At 34.9% G+C, this 16,803-nt stretch carries 18 protein-coding genes and 1 tRNA gene; 10 read left to right on the forward strand and 9 right to left on the reverse strand.

Features of this window, described 5'->3' with window-relative positions:
* Window positions 1–6: 6 nt before the first annotated feature.
* Complete coding sequence (gene eno, locus NKOR_RS01465) at window positions 7–1,245, reverse strand: phosphopyruvate hydratase (RefSeq protein WP_014962585.1); 1,239 nt, start codon at window positions 1,243–1,245, stop codon at window positions 7–9.
* 1 nt (window position 1,246) lies between these two features.
* Entirely contained in the window at window positions 1,247–1,483 is a 237-nt protein-coding gene (locus tag NKOR_RS01470) for a DNA-directed RNA polymerase subunit N (protein ID WP_014962586.1), read from the reverse strand.
* A 52-nt stretch (window positions 1,484–1,535) separates the two neighbouring features.
* Here NKOR_RS01470 and NKOR_RS01475 point away from each other — a divergent pair.
* A tRNA-Leu gene (locus NKOR_RS01475) sits at window positions 1,536–1,620 on the forward strand.
* A 14-nt stretch (window positions 1,621–1,634) separates the two neighbouring features.
* Here the strand turns inward: NKOR_RS01475 and NKOR_RS01480 are convergent.
* Window positions 1,635–2,249, reverse strand: a complete 615-nt coding sequence (locus NKOR_RS01480; RefSeq protein WP_014962587.1) for a translin family protein — start codon at window positions 2,247–2,249, stop codon at window positions 1,635–1,637.
* A 73-nt stretch (window positions 2,250–2,322) separates the two neighbouring features.
* Here NKOR_RS01480 and NKOR_RS01485 point away from each other — a divergent pair, with 73 nt between their 5' ends.
* Genes NKOR_RS01485 through cobT form a run of 4 tightly spaced genes read left to right on the forward strand, consistent with a single transcriptional unit; the run spans window position 2,323 to window position 4,640 of the window.
* Entirely contained in the window at window positions 2,323–2,970 is a 648-nt protein-coding gene (locus NKOR_RS01485; RefSeq protein WP_014962588.1) for an NAD(P)H-hydrate epimerase, read from the forward strand.
* Window positions 2,967–3,107 carry an MBL fold metallo-hydrolase gene (locus NKOR_RS10235; RefSeq protein WP_232203017.1) on the forward strand — a complete coding sequence of 47 codons (141 nt, stop codon included), beginning with the start codon at window positions 2,967–2,969 and terminating at the stop codon, window positions 3,105–3,107. Before NKOR_RS01485 ends, NKOR_RS10235 begins: the two co-directional genes overlap by 4 nt.
* A 44-nt stretch (window positions 3,108–3,151) precedes the next feature.
* A complete protein-coding gene (locus NKOR_RS01490; protein ID WP_232203022.1) occupies window positions 3,152–3,577 on the forward strand; it encodes an MBL fold metallo-hydrolase in 426 nt (141 codons plus the stop codon).
* A gap of 4 nt (window positions 3,578–3,581) precedes the next feature.
* Window positions 3,582–4,640, forward strand: coding sequence for a nicotinate mononucleotide-dependent phosphoribosyltransferase CobT (gene cobT, locus NKOR_RS01495; protein WP_014962589.1), 1,059 nt, complete (start codon window positions 3,582–3,584; stop codon window positions 4,638–4,640).
* On the opposite strand, the gene glmS is transcribed toward cobT, so the two are convergent.
* The 4 genes from glmS to NKOR_RS09830 form a co-directional block, all read right to left on the reverse strand.
* The gene (glmS, locus tag NKOR_RS01500; protein WP_014962590.1) at window positions 4,633–6,393 is read right to left on the reverse strand and encodes a glutamine--fructose-6-phosphate transaminase (isomerizing); all 1,761 of its coding nucleotides are present in this window, start codon (window positions 6,391–6,393) and stop codon (window positions 4,633–4,635) included. The genes cobT and glmS overlap by 8 nt on opposite strands.
* Before the next feature lie 39 nt (window positions 6,394–6,432).
* Entirely contained in the window at window positions 6,433–7,056 is a 624-nt protein-coding gene (locus tag NKOR_RS01505) for a 30S ribosomal protein S4 (protein ID WP_014962591.1), read from the reverse strand.
* A 9-nt stretch (window positions 7,057–7,065) separates the two neighbouring features.
* A complete protein-coding gene (locus NKOR_RS01510) occupies window positions 7,066–7,638 on the reverse strand; it encodes a 30S ribosomal protein S13 (RefSeq protein WP_014962592.1) in 573 nt (190 codons plus the stop codon).
* Between the two features lie 108 nt (window positions 7,639–7,746).
* Window positions 7,747–7,899, reverse strand: a complete 153-nt coding sequence (locus NKOR_RS09830; RefSeq protein WP_016939546.1) for a hypothetical protein — start codon at window positions 7,897–7,899, stop codon at window positions 7,747–7,749.
* Between the two features lie 83 nt (window positions 7,900–7,982).
* Here NKOR_RS09830 and NKOR_RS01515 point away from each other — a divergent pair, with 83 nt between their 5' ends.
* Window positions 7,983–8,291, forward strand: coding sequence for a hypothetical protein (locus NKOR_RS01515; RefSeq protein ID WP_014962593.1), 309 nt, complete (start codon window positions 7,983–7,985; stop codon window positions 8,289–8,291).
* Here NKOR_RS01515 and NKOR_RS01520 read toward each other — a convergent pair.
* Window positions 8,283–8,786, reverse strand: a complete 504-nt coding sequence (locus tag NKOR_RS01520; protein WP_014962594.1) for a hypothetical protein — start codon at window positions 8,784–8,786, stop codon at window positions 8,283–8,285. The genes NKOR_RS01515 and NKOR_RS01520 overlap by 9 nt on opposite strands.
* A 149-nt stretch (window positions 8,787–8,935) precedes the next feature.
* On the opposite strand from NKOR_RS01520, the gene NKOR_RS01525 reads away from it, so the two are divergent.
* Together NKOR_RS01525 and NKOR_RS01530 are read left to right on the forward strand one after the other, a co-directional pair.
* A complete protein-coding gene (locus NKOR_RS01525) occupies window positions 8,936–9,967 on the forward strand; it encodes a multicopper oxidase domain-containing protein (protein WP_016939547.1) in 1,032 nt (343 codons plus the stop codon).
* Entirely contained in the window at window positions 9,957–11,135 is a 1,179-nt protein-coding gene (locus NKOR_RS01530; protein WP_014962596.1) for a ZIP family metal transporter, read from the forward strand. Before NKOR_RS01525 ends, NKOR_RS01530 begins: the two co-directional genes overlap by 11 nt.
* On the opposite strand, the gene NKOR_RS01535 is transcribed toward NKOR_RS01530, so the two are convergent.
* Window positions 11,132–12,484 (reverse strand): cation diffusion facilitator family transporter, encoded by a 1,353-nt coding sequence (locus tag NKOR_RS01535; RefSeq protein ID WP_014962597.1) that lies wholly within the window; start codon window positions 12,482–12,484, stop codon window positions 11,132–11,134. The genes NKOR_RS01530 and NKOR_RS01535 overlap by 4 nt on opposite strands.
* Window positions 12,485–12,580: 96 nt before the next feature.
* Here NKOR_RS01535 and NKOR_RS01540 point away from each other — a divergent pair, with 96 nt between their 5' ends.
* A complete protein-coding gene (locus NKOR_RS01540; protein WP_014962598.1) occupies window positions 12,581–15,763 on the forward strand; it encodes a peptidase in 3,183 nt (1,060 codons plus the stop codon).
* Between the two features lie 55 nt (window positions 15,764–15,818).
* Window positions 15,819–16,772 carry a CFI-box-CTERM domain-containing protein gene (locus tag NKOR_RS01545; protein WP_014962599.1) on the forward strand — a complete coding sequence of 318 codons (954 nt, stop codon included), beginning with the start codon at window positions 15,819–15,821 and terminating at the stop codon, window positions 16,770–16,772.
* The last annotated feature ends 31 nt before the right edge of the window (window positions 16,773–16,803 follow it).

Genomic DNA, 16,803 nt, shown 5'->3' on the forward strand with positions numbered 1-16,803 from the left:
GCGATTTTAAACCTCTGCCATACCGCGTATTAAATCATGCTCTGATAGGCGTAATAATTCATTTAATTTTGCTACTCTTTCTCCTCCTACAACGCCAACTTTGAGCATTTTTGACTTTGTTGCAAGACCAATATGGGAAATCTGTGAATCAGTAGATTCACCTGATCTATGTGATGTGATTAACCTAATGTTATTTTTATTTGCTAGATTTGCAAATTCTAGAGCATCATAAAGACTTCCTGCTTGGTTAACCTTCAGAATTGCTGCATTGCACGATTTCATGTTAATAGCTTTTGAAAGGATTTCTTTGTTTGTAACTGTCAAATCATCACCTGTGATCAAAGTATTTGGAAATTTTGCTGTTAATTCTGCCATGTCTTCAAATGCTTCTTCATGAACTGCATCTTCTGCATAAATTAATTTGAATTTTTCAATAATATCTGCAGCAAAATCAATTTGTTCAGATGATGTGTTTTCAAACCCTGCTCTATCATACACATACTTTGATTTTTCTTCATTCCACTGTGTTGACGATGCAAAGTCTACTCCTAACGATACTTCTTTTCCTAAAGTGAATCCCAAATTTTCACAAGCCATTGCAGAAACCTCTAATGCTTTTTGATTTTCTAGTTTTGGTGCCCATCCACCTTCATCTCCTCTACCGTTTGTAAAACTAGGATCTTCTTTTTCTAAAACACTACGCAACTCCTTATGTACTGCTAAGTTAGTTTCAATTGCTTCTTGGATAGTTTTTGCACCTGTTGCACAAATCAAAATTTCTTGAATGTCTGGTGTGCCGGGTCCTGCATGTGCACCACCTCCTAAAATATTTCCCAAGGGGAATGGAAATTTGAATGATGATTCATTTGATAGTGTCTTAAACAGTGGTTGTTCAAGTGCCTTTGATGCTGATTCCATAGATGCAATTGTTACTGCAAAAGCAAGTGCTCCTCCAATTCCTGAATAGTTAGATGAGTTATCAAAACTTTTCAGCGTATCATGAATTCCTTTTAGATCCGATGATTCTAATCCTATAAATTTTTGAGAATTTTCTTTTAAAATTTGAAGACTTTCTTCAGGTTTCCCATTACGGAAACTAACTGCTTCATATTTTCCTACACTCGCACCAGATGGAGCACAAACTCTTCCTAAAAATTTACCATCTGATTCTACATCAACTTCAATTGTTTTACTTCCTCTACTGTTGTATAGAATACGTCCTTCAATTGAAGTGATCTTGGCCAAATTATTCTAACTCAGATTGAACTTCTTGTTTTCTTCTCTGAATTGCCTCGTAGAAAGGAATTACTTGTTGAATTGTTTCAACAGTGGTCAATAACATCCTTCTACAACAATATCTCTCTACTCCCACAGAATCTAGAGTTTTCTCTGGATCTTCCCCAGCTTTGATTTTATTTTGATAATCGTCATATTTATCGGCAATTAGATTTCCACATGTAAAACATCTGACAGGAATTAACATACGAACGAAAAAGTAATCAAGGATTATAAAAACCATGCATGAAAATTTCTTTGCGGGCGTCGCCCAGCCTGGCCAAAGGCGCTAGCTTGAGGGGCTAGTCTCTCAGGAGTTCGTGGGTTCAAATCCCATCGCCCGCATACAAATTTAAAAATTATTTCTCTAATTTTTGTAAGGTTTTGATTAGTTCCATTCGTCTCTTTTCTTCTGTAATTATAGCTCTGACATCATCAACTAAAATTCTATTTACATCAATTTTTCTTCTAGCTTCTTTTACAACTTTATCGTACATTGAAAAAGTATAAAGTTGGAGATACAAATTTTCCATTATTTCAAAAACTCTTGTGGCTTCTTCAATATCATTAATTCTAATCTTATCAAACACTCTTCTTTTTAATTCCCCAATACAATCTAGTAGTCCTAAAACATATGATTCAGGCATTACTGATAATTTTTTATCTGATGGAATGTCTTTTTTCTCCACAATTGCGATTAGACATGCTGCTTCTACAAATTCTTGTTCTGGTGTTATTAGATATCTTCTCAGATCTCCTGTAGCTTTTTTCTTATATTTTCTTAAGAGTGATTCTGCTTTTTTCAGATTATTTTTGCCTGTCTTTATGTCATTTTTATGGACAGCAATAATTGCTCTACTGCAAAGAACAACCACTTCTCTAGTGTTTTTTAATAAAAATTCTCTTGAATCTTGAGCATCTTCTAAAGTTTTTGAAATTTTATTTAATGATGGCTTTACATTTTTTAGTGTCATGTTAGATATTCATAATAACCCGGATAAAGCCGTTTTCTAAACTCTTATTTTGGATATGCTTTTCACGTAAATTATGGAAATTACTGTTGAACAAATGTACAATATTGAAAATAAAGGTCATGATATGGGATTTTTAAAAAAATTCATGATGGAAAATGCAGGTGCTGCTGCAGTAAAAAAATTAGTTGAAAAACTTGGAAACGTAGAATCAAAAAATATTTTGATTTTTGTAGGGATGGGAAATAATGGGGGTGATGGATTAGTTATGGCCCGACATCTTGCCGGGTATGGCGCTAAAGTTACTGTCATGTTACTTGGAACTCCTGAAAACATCAAAACTGAAGAAAGTAATTGGAACTGGTCTATTTTGGAGAAAATGCCCTCTGTGAAATTAATGACTGGTGGTACAATTGATTTTAATTTTAAACCTGATGTTATTGTTGATGGAATTTTAGGAACTGGGATTTCTGGAGAAATTAGGGAACCATATGCATCTGCAATCAACTACATTAATCAAACAAATTGTTACAAGTTTGCAGTAGATGTTCCTTCTGGCCTAGATCCTCAGACAGGTGAAACTGCCAATATTTACACAAAATGTGATATGACTGTAACATTTCACAAAATGAAACAGGGAATTCCAAAAAGACCCGACTTGACAGGTGAATTGTTTGCAGAAAAAATAGGTATTCCTCCTGAAGCAGAGGAGGGAATTCTATGATAGTCCATCAAATACAAGTTGGAAACATGCAAAATTTTTCTTACATTGTTGAGGATGAAGACACAAGTGAATCTATCATAATTGATCCATCTTGGGATCTTATTGAATTGGAGATGATAATTAAAAAAATAATTTAAAAATAAAATACATTGTAAACACTCATCATCATTTTGATCATACTATTGGAAATGAAGCCATGGCTGAATCTACTAAAGCTCCTATTATTCAACATGAAAATTCAGAATTAAAACATGATATTACTGTAAAAGATGGAGATGTAATTGAATTTGGAAATTCAAAACTAAAAGTTATTCATACTCCTGGTCATTCAAAGGACAGTATTTGTTTGATAGGTGATGGAAAAATTTTTTCAGGTGATACTTTGTTTGTAGGAAATTGTGGTCGTATTGATTTGCCTGGTGGTAGTGCAAAGGAACTCTATCATAGTCTGTTTGATATTCTTTATTCATTAGATGATAATTTGGTTCTGTATTCTGGGCACAATTATGGTCATTCAGAGACATCTACAATAGGGCAAGAAAAAATGACAAACATGGTCATGCAAAAACGTACTGAACAACAATTTCTTGATATGATGGGTCAGTGATCTGTTGGAAGATTTTGAATTATCTGGAAATGTTAATCTGGCTCAAACCTTTATAGATTCTGTAAAATCCGGCAGGACCCTTTTTTCGTTTGTTATATCATATACAGAAACATCTGAAATTCCTGGAATAACTTTTGCTGGTGCTGATAAGGATTCGATTCAGTTTACTCCTCCAGCTGACGCAGAATATTTGCATTATGGATATTGTAAAACTATTGACAAAATTCCAATGACTCCTGATGGAAAACCTACCCCTGGTTTGTTAACTAAAACCGCTCTAGAATCTGCAAGTATTTCTCATCTGACAATTAATGCTGGAAGTAAAATCGTACCCAAATTACCTTTTATTGAATCAGGTTTGCCTTTTGGAAAAAATATATCAATTCAAGATGCTATGACTGATTCTATAGTTTCTCATGCAGTTGAATATGGACAAATTCTTGGAAGAAGTTTGGCATCATTGACTGATTGTTTGGTGATTGGTGAATGTATTCCTGGTGGAACTACAACTGCTTTGGCTTTACTAAAAGCGTTTGATTATGATGCTAAAGTAAGCTCAAGCATACCTGATAATCCTGTTGAATTAAAGAACCGAATTGTAACGTCTGCTCTTGAAAGAATAGATTCTGATCATCCCTATAGTATTGTTGCAAAAGTTGGTGATCCTATGATTCCATTTGTTGCAGGAATGCTGAGCTCTGCTTCTAGCATATCTAAAGTGATGTTGGCCGGTGGAACACAAATGGCTGCTGTTTTGGCCTTTGCATCCAAAATTGGATTTAATGAAGAAAACACTGCAATTGGAACTACATCTTATATCACAAATGATAAAACTGCAAATTTCAAAGAACTTGTTCAAAATATTGCAGACATTCCTATAATTTCTGTAGATCCAGGTATGAAAAACTCAAAATTTTCTGGACTGAAGGCCTTTTCTGAGGGATTCGCAAAAGAAGGTGTGGGAGCAGGTGGTAGTATTATTTCTTCGATGCTAAAAACTGGAAATAACTCTGAAAAATTTTTGGATTTGGTTGAAAAAGAATATCAAAGATTGTTTACTTGACTGTAACTGATTTTGCAAGATTTCTTGGATAGTCTGGATCTGTATCTTTTTCAAGTGCTGCATAATATGATAATAATTGAATTGGAATTATCTCTGAAATTGGATACAAAACTTCGTTGATTTTTGGCATTTCAATCCAGTAGTCATAAACATCACTTTTTACATCTGAGACCCCAATTATTTTTGCTCCACGTGCTTTGATTTCTCTTGCACTGGTAAGAGTATCTGAATAGGTTGAATCATTTGGATTTAGAATTATCACAAATACTTTGGAATCCATTAATGCAAGTGGTCCGTGTTTTAATTCTCCTCCAGCTATCCCTTCTGCATGAATGTATGTCAATTCTTTGAGTTTTAATGCTGATTCTGTTGCAATTGGATAGTTTATTCCACGTCCTAAAATGTAAATATCTGAAACCTCTTTCAAGTCTTTTGCAATTTTCTGAATGTATGTTGGATTGTCCAATGTTTTTGAAATAGATTTTGCGAAATCTTCAAAATCAATTGTTATGTCATTATTGCTTAACCTCTGCACGATTTTGTATAATATTACAAGTTGTGACGTGAAACTCTTTGTTGCGGCCACTCCAATTTCTGGACCACAATTCAAACCAATTACGACATCTGCCTCTCGTGCAAGTGAAGATGTCAATAAATTAACAATTCCAATAATTTTGCAATTTGTATTTTTTGCAATTTTTACTGCTTCTAAGACATCTGCACTCTCTCCGCTTTGGGATATTGCAATTAGAATAGAATTTTCTTCAATGGCATTTGGTGAAAATTGAAGTTCACTGGCCATAATTGGTTCAGCCTTGATTTTTACATATTTTGACAGAATCTGCTTTGCAATTAATGCTGAATTGTAACTTGTCCCACTTCCAGTTATGTAGATATTTTTAGCATGTTTGATGTAATCTGTTGCTTTTTCAATAGCATCACTAGTTTTTTCCCCTGCTTTCAAAATTGTTTCGGGCTGCTCGTAAATTTCTTTTAGTGTGAAATGCGCATAATCTCCTTTGTATGCATCTCCAAATTCTCTTGAAACTTTAGTAATTTCGTATTTTGTTTGTTCTCCGCCAAAATCTAAAATTTCTAATTTGTTTTTGTCTAGTATTACAAAGGTTCCATTCTCCATGTAAATAGCGTTATCCGTAAACTCGATGAATCCTAAAACATCACTTGACAAAAAGAAATCTTCTTTTCCTACTCCTATAATTAATGGTTCATGAAATCTTGCAGCTGCTATTTGACCCTTTTCAAACATTGCAACAAATGCATAATGTCCTTTTAGTTCTGAAACTGTTTTTTGAATTGCCTCTTTGACGTTATTTGATTGTTCATAATTTTTTTGAAGTACATTTGCAATAATCTCGCTGTCTGTTTCACTTTTGAAAACATATCCATCGCTTTCTAATTGTTTTTTCAAATCCTCAAAATTTTCTATAATTCCATTATGTACAATTGCAATTTTGCCTGAGTTACTAGGATGTGGGTGGGCATTTACCTCTGTGACTTTTCCATGTGTTGCCCATCTAGTATGGCCTATTCCAATTTTTCCCGGCAATGTTTCTAACTGAACTTTTGAATTTACCTCGTGTACTTTTCCAATACCTTTTTTCAGCTCAATCTGATTTTCTGATTCTGTTGCAACTCCTACACTGTCATACCCTCTGTATTCCATTCTCTTTAGCCCTTTTACGATAATGGGTGCTGCAACCTCATTTCCATAATAACCGATAATTGAACACATGACTATTCTATCTGAAATTGGGGTTATTTACTGATAAGCCTAACTATTCTTCTCTTCTGTTGAAGAACTATCATCTTTTGGTTTTTCAGCAGATGTTTCTGTGGTTTCAGTTGCTGTCTCTTCAGTAGATTCCACTGCTTCTTCAACTGGAGTTTCAGTTTTTGTTTTTTCTAGCATTTCTGGAATTTTTGATTCTGGTGCGAAATGAACACTATTCTCCTCTTCTACTGTAACTGTATATGATGGAATGTCCACCTTTCTTTCACCAATCATGATGTGACCATGAATTACCGCTTGTCTTGCTTGATATGGAGTTTTGAATCCTAGTTTTTTTGTAACAATAGTTTGTAATCTTCTTGAAAGTAAATCTTCTGCATTCAAATTCAATACATCATCCAATGTTGCATCTGCACTAACTAGTCCTATTCTTGCTAATGATTTCATTAGAATTGGTTCTTTCTCTGCTCTGATTTCTTGTCCTAAAGCAAGTAATGACCTTGCTTGGTGTCTCACTCTGGATAATTCAGTATGTGCTTTCCATAATTCCCTTTTAGTTCTTAATCCAAATGTTCCAAGAGTTTTCAACTCTTCCATTTTTAATTCATAATTGAGAGGTCTCTTTGGTTTTCTCCAATTTCTACGTGGATATTTTGGATCTCCCATTCAAAACACCTATTCTTTTTTCTCCGCTGGAGCTTTTTCTGTTGCGGGAGCTGCTGCAGCTGCTGGAGATGTTTCTGCTGCGGGAGCTGCTGCAGCTGCTGGTGCGTCAGATGATTTCTTTGCGGGAGCTGCCATGCCACCTTTTGCAACACCTACTGCTCCTCCTTTTCTACCAGATGTTCTTGTTCTCTGACCTCTTACCTTGAGACCACTAAGATGACGATAACCTCTCCAACTTGCGGTGATTCTTTCTCTTTCAATATCGTTTCTTAATGTAAATGGAATATCTGATGTTAACAAATGTAAATTGGTCCCTGTCTCAATATCTTTTCTTCTATTAAGGAACCATGCTGGAAAATTACCTTCAATTGGGTTTGAGATTAATTTTTCAATTGCTTGAACATTTTCCTCAGAAAGGTGGCCTATGTTAGAATTTGAATCAATTTTTAATGTATCTAGAATTGCTGTGGCAAAATTATACCCTATGCCCTTGATCTGGGTTAACCCTACAAGCATTTTCCTTTCTCCTGGGATATCATTTCCCACAATCCTGACAATGTGTCTATATTCTTGAGTGCTCAAGTATTCCAAAATTCAAAGAAACCCCGATAAAAACCATGCTAGGCACCGTTTTGGGTAATTTCTGGTATGTTTTGCATACAACGCTTGATTGAGATCGTTTACATCATTTTATCTAAAGTCTTTGTCTTCTGTCCAATCATTACCTTGAACATTCCATTGATTGCATTGGCAGCACTTTTTCACGCCTCGCTGAGCATCAATATCTATACAAAAACAGTGTTCTCCTTTCCCTGATGGATCATTTTCACATAATTTTTGCATACTTCGATATGTGGGCTTTTTTCTTAATTATCTTATTGGCTACTTGAAAAGTTATAACTTTCTATATTGTCATTTTTATTGAAATGACTGATTCCTTTGATCGCGAAAAAGTTGTAGATTGTATGTTTGATCCAGTGACTTCTTTAATTTTAGCAGAACTAGAAGAAGGTGAAAAATCCTGTTCATTTTTGGCAAAACAAGCTTCTATTCCTGAATCTGAAGTATTGGAAAGATTATCTTATTTGATAGAACATGAATTTATCTTCAAAACTACTGCTAGTGAAACTATGTTGTCTGCTAATTCTGAAAAACTCAGTAGTATTGTTGAGAGTGGTGAAAATTTTGATGAAACTATCAATGGCCTTGAAAAAATGGATAGTTATCTAAATTGACTTCTTTTTATTTTTGACTCTATAAACTGCAGAACCTGTCAAACCAACCATTCCGATTATCAAAACATATGCTGAAACAAAACTGAGGAATTTCTTTCCAGCATCTGGCAGTGGTCCTATTGCACCAAACACTTGAAACTCTTCATTAGAATTACTTTGTATGATCAGTTTGTAAAGACCTGAATCACGAATATCAAACCCTTCTTCAATAGTTTCAGAATCTATGTTTTTGGATGCTATTTTATTATCAAATGGATCTAGCACTTTGGCTGAAATCATGTTTTCTTTAAACTCCATAACTTGTACTGCAAAAACTCCTACAGATGATTTATCTGAATCAAAATCTCCTACGATCACAAGATCCTGATTTGAACTAACAACACCATTGCCCTGAAAAACACCATCCAGAAGTATCTGATTTCCTACTGCAAGTAGGATTAACCCAATTACAATTAATGCTCCTGAAGCAATTAGGATAATTCCTGCTTTTTGCATGATTTGGATTTTTTTTCTTTACTTTAAACCTAATTTTTTATTTAATCTTGTTTGACAAAGTTAGATTAGACTAAAAAAGTTAGCTTAGGTTAAATTTAAATAAAGAATTTGGCCTTATAGATTTGTTGAAATTCAATCGCTCAAATGTAATGATTTTGCTTATTTCTATAACTGCTGTTCTTTCCACTCTTGTAGTTTTTCCAGCAATCACTGAGGCTCAGTTAGAAGAAAAAACATTTGTTACTCACTCAGGTGCTGTTGTAAGAACTTCTGGAGAAATAATTGATCCACTTTACACTGTTTCAACAGTAGAATTTGATCCTGATGAATTTTTACGAAACTTTGAGTATGGTAGAGTGTCTTTATCTGAAACTGGTCAAACTATCAGAGAATATACCATAATTGCAGAAGATGATGGAATACAAGAAATTTCTCCAGGTGTATTTTACAACGTTTGGACTTTTAATGGAACTGTACCTGGGCCGACAATAAGAGCAACTGAAGGTGATCTTCTTAGAATCCACTTTATCAATAACGGCTCAAAAGAGCATACGATGCATTTTCATGGTATTCATCCTGCTGGAATGGACGGTGTCTTTGAACCCGTAGGTGGAAATGGTGGGCAATTTGTTTATGAATTTGAGGCAGGTCCTGTTGGTGTACATCCTTATCATTGTCATGTCATGCCACTTGAAGAACACATTGTACATGGTCTGTATGGTGTCTTTATTGTGGATCCAAAAGAAGGACGTGCGCCTGCTGATGAAATGGTTATGGTTTTAAACGGACTTGATACTGATTTTGACACTGAAAATAATTTCTATGCTGCAAATACAATTCCATTTTATTATCAGCACCATCCAATTCAAATCAACACCAATGAATTAATTCGAGTTTATGTTGTCAACATGGTGGAGTTTGATCCAATTAACAATCTTCATTTGCATGGAAATCTGTACAAATACTATCCGACAGGAACCGATATTGTTCCGTCATTTTATACTGATATGATAACCCTATCACAAACTGAGCGCGGAATTATGGAGTTTGAATATGACTATCCTGGAAAATATTTGTTCCATGCACATAAGGTGGAGTTTTCAGAAAAAGGCTGGGTTGGAATTTTCCTTGTAAGGGATAATCCAACAGATAATGATCGGGAAATAGAATATGGAACTTAGTAGTAAGTCTTCAAAGGCAAAAGTAATTGCAAGTGGAATAATTCCTTTTATTTTTGTAATTATTATGATGGCATATATTTTTGGACCAGGCGCTGATTTACTTGATTTAGGAATTCCTCTACCTGAAATAACTATTGAAAAAGTAGAATTTGTAGATTCTGAAATCCAAGCAACTGTTAGAAACACGGGCCCTATTCCAGTCGAAGTGGTTATGGCTGACGTCAATGATAGAATTCAACCTGCGGCTGTAGAACCTGATAGGTTTCTAGAAAGATATGAAACCACACTTGTTAGAATTCCTTTTGAGTGGAATGAAGCAGAACCTTACATAATTGGAATAACGATTGATGATGGGACTAGATTTGAAAAAGAAATTGAGGCTGCAGCTCCTGCATTACATCCAACATTAGATCTTGCAGTGTTTTTTGCAATTATTGGTACATATGTTGGGATTATACCTGTAATGATTGGACTTCTTTGGTTACCTTTTATCAAAAAAATCAGTAAATCGAAATACCATTTCTTTTTAGCTCTGACTGCTGGACTTTTACTTTTTCTAGCCTTTGATTCTATAGAAGAGGCCGTTGAAGTTTCTGATGAAAATTTAGCTGGTAGCTTTAATGGCACACTACTTGTTGCAACTGTTGTTGTTTTGGCTTTCTTGGGATTGTATTACTCTGGAGAAAAACTAGTGCAAAGGGCAAGTTCATCAAAACTTGCAAAACCTGTTGCAATAGCTCTGATGATTTCAATAGGAATTGGATTGCACAATTTTGGTGAGGGATTAGCAATTGGTGCTGCAGTCGGCCTAGGATCTATTGCATTTAGTACATTTTTGATCGTTGGATTTGCGCTTCATAACACTACCGAAGGAATTGCTATTGCAGCGCCAATGTCGAGAGGAAAACTAATGGTTGGAAAACTTGCTACTATGGGAATGATTGCTGGTGCCCCTGCAATTTTTGGCGCTTGGATGGGTGGATTTGTTTACTCCTCATTTTCATCTGTGATATTTCTTGCAATTGGTGCTGGTGCAATCTTTCAAGTCATTGTGGTGTTGATGAAATGGTTGCGAGAAGAAGGCGATAAAAATCTCTCTAGCGCACCTGTCGCATCTGGATTTGCTGTAGGAATGCTGGTGATGTATCTGACAAGCATTTTGGTCTAGTCTGGTTCTGGATGTATTGTTATCACTGCATTCTTGATTTCAGTTCTTATGATGTGCTCTATTTCTGATGTCAAGTCATGAACTTTCTCAATTGACAATTCTTTGTCAAATGAACAATCAATATCTATTTTGAGTATGTTTTCAAAATCTAATGACACTATTCTTCCTATTTTCTTAATTTCAGGATATTTTTCCAAAATTCTTTTTATTTTCTGTTCAGTGGCTTTATCTTCCAAGTTGAGATTTTCTGGTATTGTAACAAATGGTTCTAAATGAATTGTGGCATGTTCTATCTCTGGAATATTGTCATAAATTTTCTGTTCTATAATTTCAGAGATTTTGTGAGCGTCTGCTAGATTTTTTTCTCTATCTACCATTACATGTAAATTAGAAAATGTTTTTCCCTTGGTTTTATGGGTACTTACATTGTGCACTCCTCTTACCCCCTTTACATTTTTAGCAATATCTAGAATTTTAGCATCTAGTGGCACGTCTTCCCAATCTGGTTCAAAATGAATAGTTATCGAAGCATTTGAAATTTTATTTTTGATATTTTTCTCAACATTACTACTTATCTCATGTGCATTGTCAAAACTAGTATCTCCTCTTAATGATATTGTAACATCTGCAAATATTGTATCACCTGAACGTCTCATTAGTATGGGTCCTGCATCAATCACACCTTGAGTTGACACGGCAATATCTCTTACATTCTTTACACTTTCTGGTGATATGATGTCTGTCAAATCAAGAGCTGTTTTGTAAACCAGTTTTACACTAAGTACAGCTAACAATCCCCCTAAAATTAATGCTGCAACAAAGTCTCCATAATAGAAACCATATGATACCAAAACAATTCCAATAATTGCAATTAATGTTGAACCAAGATCCATAAATGCATGATAGAAATCTGCTTTGAGAGTTGTCCCACCTATTTTTTGAATTGATCTACGTAATAGAATTATTCTAAAAATATCTACTCCTATTGTGTACACTCCTCCGATTATTGCAAACATTCCTGGAAGTATACTTGCTGGAGGACTCTGTATTCTGTGAATTGATTCGTAAATGAAAAAACATGCAATCAAAAAAATTGCTATTCCCCCAATCAATCCTCCTAATGACTCAATTTTTCCATGTCCGTAGGTATGTTCTGCATCAGGAGGCTTTATTGCCATTCTTGCTGCCAACAACAAAACAAGAGTAACTACACTGTCCAATAACGCATGAATGCTGTCTGTAATTAGTGCCAAACTATTGGAGACAAGTCCGAAAACTAACTCTACTACAAATGCAGAAAAAATAGCTACAAGCGAAATCTGTAAAACTCTAGTTCTTTGTACAAACATTTTCCTTGTTTTTTAATAATTTCTATCATGTATTACAAGTTTCTAAGGATTATTCCTACGATAACATTATTTGCAAAGAAACTCTATTTTCTATCATTGGATAAAAATTGGTTATTTTTATTGGGTTTTTCCCTATTTCTCATTCCTGTTCTAGATGTTGATGCCTCTAGCAATCCTAACTTGTCGGTATCTGCTGAAAATTCAAAATTTGATAATCATTTTGCAGGATCTATGGTGATTGAGGTTGTCATCAGGGATTCCAACATTTCTGACACTGGTGAAGGAAAAGGAGAACCTGATGTTACTATTAATGGAAAAACACTTCGTATGGTTCAGGCAACAGATGGAAATTGGTATGCATATTTTGCAAATGTTGACAAGGCAAAAATTGCCGATGCCACAGTTGGCTTGGCTGGAAAAGGATTAGATTTTGGAGAATTCTGTAGTAGGGATACAGCAACATCCGTGTTTGGAATTTCTCTAAGTGAAACTGATGGGTTTGCAATTCCTCGACCTGATTCTGTTTCTGGTTCTACTAATGGCAATTCTTCTTTTTCTGAATGTACTTCTAGCCCCTCTAATACTTCTAATCATAATAATGTTGTAAGAAAAGCAAAATCTATCAACACTAATTCTAACGTCCCTGTTGGTCAAATTGGATTGGATGTTGATGCATGGCCATTAATTCAACTCTATTCTTTTGATGATGTAGTAATACAATACAATCCTGGAGGTTCTCCACAACAAGTGTTTCTTGATTATGATGAAATCCCAAACATTACATTAAATGTTGATAGGGATCTATATCCTGAGAACTCTGAAGTATTTCTAACTGTAAATGATATTCAATTAAATCAAGATCCAACTGATGAAGATTCTTGGACATTTGATATTGATTCTACAACAAACACTTTCTATCAAGCATTTGACAGTGCTGGAAATAATGATGCTAATGGAAATGCAGGATTAGTAGATCTTGTTCCTCATCTATCAAATTTGGGATTTGAAGATAATGGAAAATTATCTTTATCTCTAGGAAATATTTTAGAATTAAAAACAAATAATGATCAACCTAGTTCTTCAGTATCTGACGCCGTCCCAAACACTTATTCCAAAATCATAACCCTTGTTGAACAAGAACCAAACTCTGGACTGTTTACAAGTTATGATTCTGATGATCAGTCTGTCATTGGAATATTGAATGATGCACCACGTGGTCAAACTGGACAAATTACTTACAACAAAAAATCCATTTCAGTTGTAACTGGATTTTCTACCGCATCTGTTTCTTTAGATGGTGAACCTGTTTTGACGATTGGAAATGGCGCTCAGTTAAGACCGGGCACGAAATATCCTGTGATTTTGCAGGATCCTGATCAAAATCTTAACACTGGTGCTAGAGATGACCTTGATGTTTTTAGGGATACTGCACTAATTCCCACAATTACCATTGGAAATCCTGTTACGCTGGAACATGCTGGTAGTGTTGAATTTCACTCATCTTCACCTGTTCTAACTGGTGGAGATGATTCCAATTCTTCTGTGCCTGATTCAAACTCTGACATATTACTACTTGACACATCAAATGTATCTAATGCTGCCTATGAGATGATCTCAATTAATCTTGGTATCTCAGCTTCTTCATTAGCAGCATCACTTATTGACTCCTCAGAATCTAACACTAATGGAACAAACTGGATAAATTATGATTTGAGATCACTTGAAAAAAATTTAGGAATTTCTGATTTTAGCAGTACCACATTTGCACTTGCATTTGGAACTCGTGATTCTGCTCAAATTGTTATAGCTGACAATGGTGACGTGACATCCTCTCAAGGATTTATTCAAATTGATAACAATGATGTAACAAGCATTAAGGGAAAAACAGGCACTGCCTTTTTGATAATTGATTTTTCTACTGCTGATGACGTTACTATATCTAATGAAACAAACAAACTACCAATAGTTTTTGACTTTTTTTCATTTGGATTAAAAAACAATGATAGCATAAACAACTCCATTTATCGTTTTGAATTAGAAGAAACTTTTGATAATTCATCTGTTTTTGAAGGCACTTTTGAATATGCCGTTACAAACCAATTAAACATACTTGATCCTGATTTTATTCAAACCATCCAAACAATTGATGATGAAATAAAAATCATAATTACTAATAGATTAATTGATGAAGAAGGAATTGCAATCTCTTATGCTGATTTAGATTCCGTCGGTGTAACAACTACCACTTCAAGTAAATCTGATGTTTCAACACATTCAGGAACTGTTTCAACTACTTCAACAACATTTCGATTTGGTCAACCAGTAACAATTACTCTAAGTGACTCTGATCTTAATTTGAAAAGTGATACTGTTGAAATATATCAAGTAATCAATGATCCAAACTCTGACAATGTTGATACTGTAGGAAAAGACGGGGAAATTTTGTTAGAGATTAAACTTAAAGATATTCGTTACAAGCGATGTACTGTTAATGGTGTTGAACATGGTGGTTTAGCATCTACTGGATTTACACTTGTGGAAACAGGACCTAGTACTGGAATATTTACAGGAGTGTTCAAAATGCCATCTCAGATTTGTGATAAAACAGGCTCAAAATTGATCTATACTTCTGGTGGAAGCCTTGATGTCCGTTATTATGACTCTCGCGACGAATCTGGAAATGAAAATATCTTCAGCTTGTTAGATTCGAAATCTTCTGTATCTTATTACATTCCTGCTAATCTCAGTACTGAAAAAGTTTTACTTCCACCAACTGGTTCTTCTAAAGAAATAATCTTGACTGGAAGTATTGAATATCATAAACGTGGAGTTCCATTATCCATAGAACTAACAAATCCTGATGGTACAAAACAAAACTTTGGTGCAACCCTTAGTAGCAGCGGGGGATATCGTTCAATCTTTACTGTGAATGGTGACACTTTACCTGGAACATATTTTATCAATCTTTTTTATGATGGAAAAAATATTGGAATGCTTTCGTTTAACGTGATTTCTGAAAATGTTCCTGATTGGGTTAAAAACAGTGCTCGCTGGTGGTCTTCTGATACTATTTCTGATGGTGAGTTTATTGATGGACTTGAACATCTAGTTGAAACTGGGGTGATTACCATTGAGTCATCTGACACAAGTGACATGGACCAAGAAATCCCTGATTGGGTTAAAAACACTGCAAGATGGTGGGCCAATGATGATATTCCTGAAGGTGAATTCATAAAATCAATACAATACTTGGTCAAAAAAGGTATAATTCGAATATAATCTGGTCAATTTTTCTTTCATCAAATACATAAATACTGACAACTCATGAATCAAAATGAAAATGAGAGTAAGTTTTCTAGCATTTGTGTTGTTATCTATTTCAATTTTATCTTATGGCATGAGCGGTTCTGCATTTGCAGCAAATTCGTTCATAACTGCATCTACTGATTCAAAAGTTATTGGAAACGGTGGGACTGTAAAGCTATCTGGAACTATTGAAGATTATGATGCTACAGCAGGACATGGACTCACGTTTATTATTACATCTCCTGATAACAATATTGTAGGCATTGGTCAAATACCAGTAAAGTCTGATGGTTCTTTTGAAAAAAGTATAGTTGCTGGTGGTCCTTTATGGAAATTAGCTGGAGATTATGTTGTTGATTTTAATTATGGTTCGACTTCAGGTGATGTTACAATAAATTATGTTGGTGGAGAGCAAGTTATCACCACACCCGAACCAGAGCCAGAGCCAGAGCCAGAGCCAGAGCCAGAGCCAGAACCAGAACCAGAGCCAGAGCCAGAGCCAGAACCAGAACCTGAGCCAGAACCAACATGTGGAGCAGGAACTGAATTGGTAAATGGAATTTGTCAAGTAATCAAAACTGATGAACCAGAGCCTAAAGGCGGTGGTTGCTTAATTGCAACTGCAGCATATGGAACTGAATTAGCACCACAAGTTCAATTCCTAAGAGAAATCAGAGATAATACTGTAATGAGTACCGCATCCGGTGCATCATTTATGACTGGATTTAATCAATTGTACTATTCATTCTCACCAACAATTGCTGACTTGGAAAGAGAGAATCCAATGTTCCAAGAAGCAGTTAGGGCATTTATCACGCCAATGATTTCAACTCTATCTATTATGACATTGGCTGAAGATGGTTCAGAATTTGAAGTATTGGGATTGGGAATATCTGTAATTGCACTGAACTTGGCTATGTACATTGCAGCACCTGCATTGATTGGATTCAAAGTTCACAAATCTCTTAAATCACGAAAATAATCTTTTAGAGTTACTCTAGGTTATTATACTG

Source organism: Candidatus Nitrosopumilus koreensis AR1, assembly GCF_000299365.1.
Classification (GTDB): domain Archaea; phylum Thermoproteota; class Nitrososphaeria; order Nitrososphaerales; family Nitrosopumilaceae; genus Nitrosopumilus; species Nitrosopumilus koreensis.

Excerpts from the sequence above, each read along its gene's own strand:
- NKOR_RS01470 (WP_014962586.1), bottom strand. The coding sequence starts at position 1,483 with ATGTTAATTCCTGTCAGATGTTTTACATGTGGAAATCTAATTGCCGAT.
- NKOR_RS01480 (WP_014962587.1), bottom strand. The coding sequence starts at position 2,249 with ATGACACTAAAAAATGTAAAGCCATCATTAAATAAAATTTCAAAAACT.
- NKOR_RS01485 (WP_014962588.1), top strand. The coding sequence starts at position 2,323 with ATGGAAATTACTGTTGAACAAATGTACAATATTGAAAATAAAGGTCAT.
- NKOR_RS10235 (WP_232203017.1), top strand. The coding sequence starts at position 2,967 with ATGATAGTCCATCAAATACAAGTTGGAAACATGCAAAATTTTTCTTAC.
- glmS (WP_014962590.1), bottom strand. The coding sequence starts at position 6,393 with ATGTGTTCAATTATCGGTTATTATGGAAATGAGGTTGCAGCACCCATT.
- NKOR_RS01505 (WP_014962591.1), bottom strand. The coding sequence starts at position 7,056 with ATGGGAGATCCAAAATATCCACGTAGAAATTGGAGAAAACCAAAGAGA.
- NKOR_RS09830 (WP_016939546.1), bottom strand. The coding sequence starts at position 7,899 with ATGCAAAAATTATGTGAAAATGATCCATCAGGGAAAGGAGAACACTGT.
- NKOR_RS01515 (WP_014962593.1), top strand. The coding sequence starts at position 7,983 with ATGACTGATTCCTTTGATCGCGAAAAAGTTGTAGATTGTATGTTTGAT.
- NKOR_RS01520 (WP_014962594.1), bottom strand. The coding sequence starts at position 8,786 with ATGCAAAAAGCAGGAATTATCCTAATTGCTTCAGGAGCATTAATTGTA.
- NKOR_RS01525 (WP_016939547.1), top strand. The coding sequence starts at position 8,936 with ATGATTTTGCTTATTTCTATAACTGCTGTTCTTTCCACTCTTGTAGTT.
- NKOR_RS01530 (WP_014962596.1), top strand. The coding sequence starts at position 9,957 with ATGGAACTTAGTAGTAAGTCTTCAAAGGCAAAAGTAATTGCAAGTGGA.
- NKOR_RS01535 (WP_014962597.1), bottom strand. The coding sequence starts at position 12,484 with ATGTTTGTACAAAGAACTAGAGTTTTACAGATTTCGCTTGTAGCTATT.
- NKOR_RS01545 (WP_014962599.1), top strand. The coding sequence starts at position 15,819 with ATGAAAATGAGAGTAAGTTTTCTAGCATTTGTGTTGTTATCTATTTCA.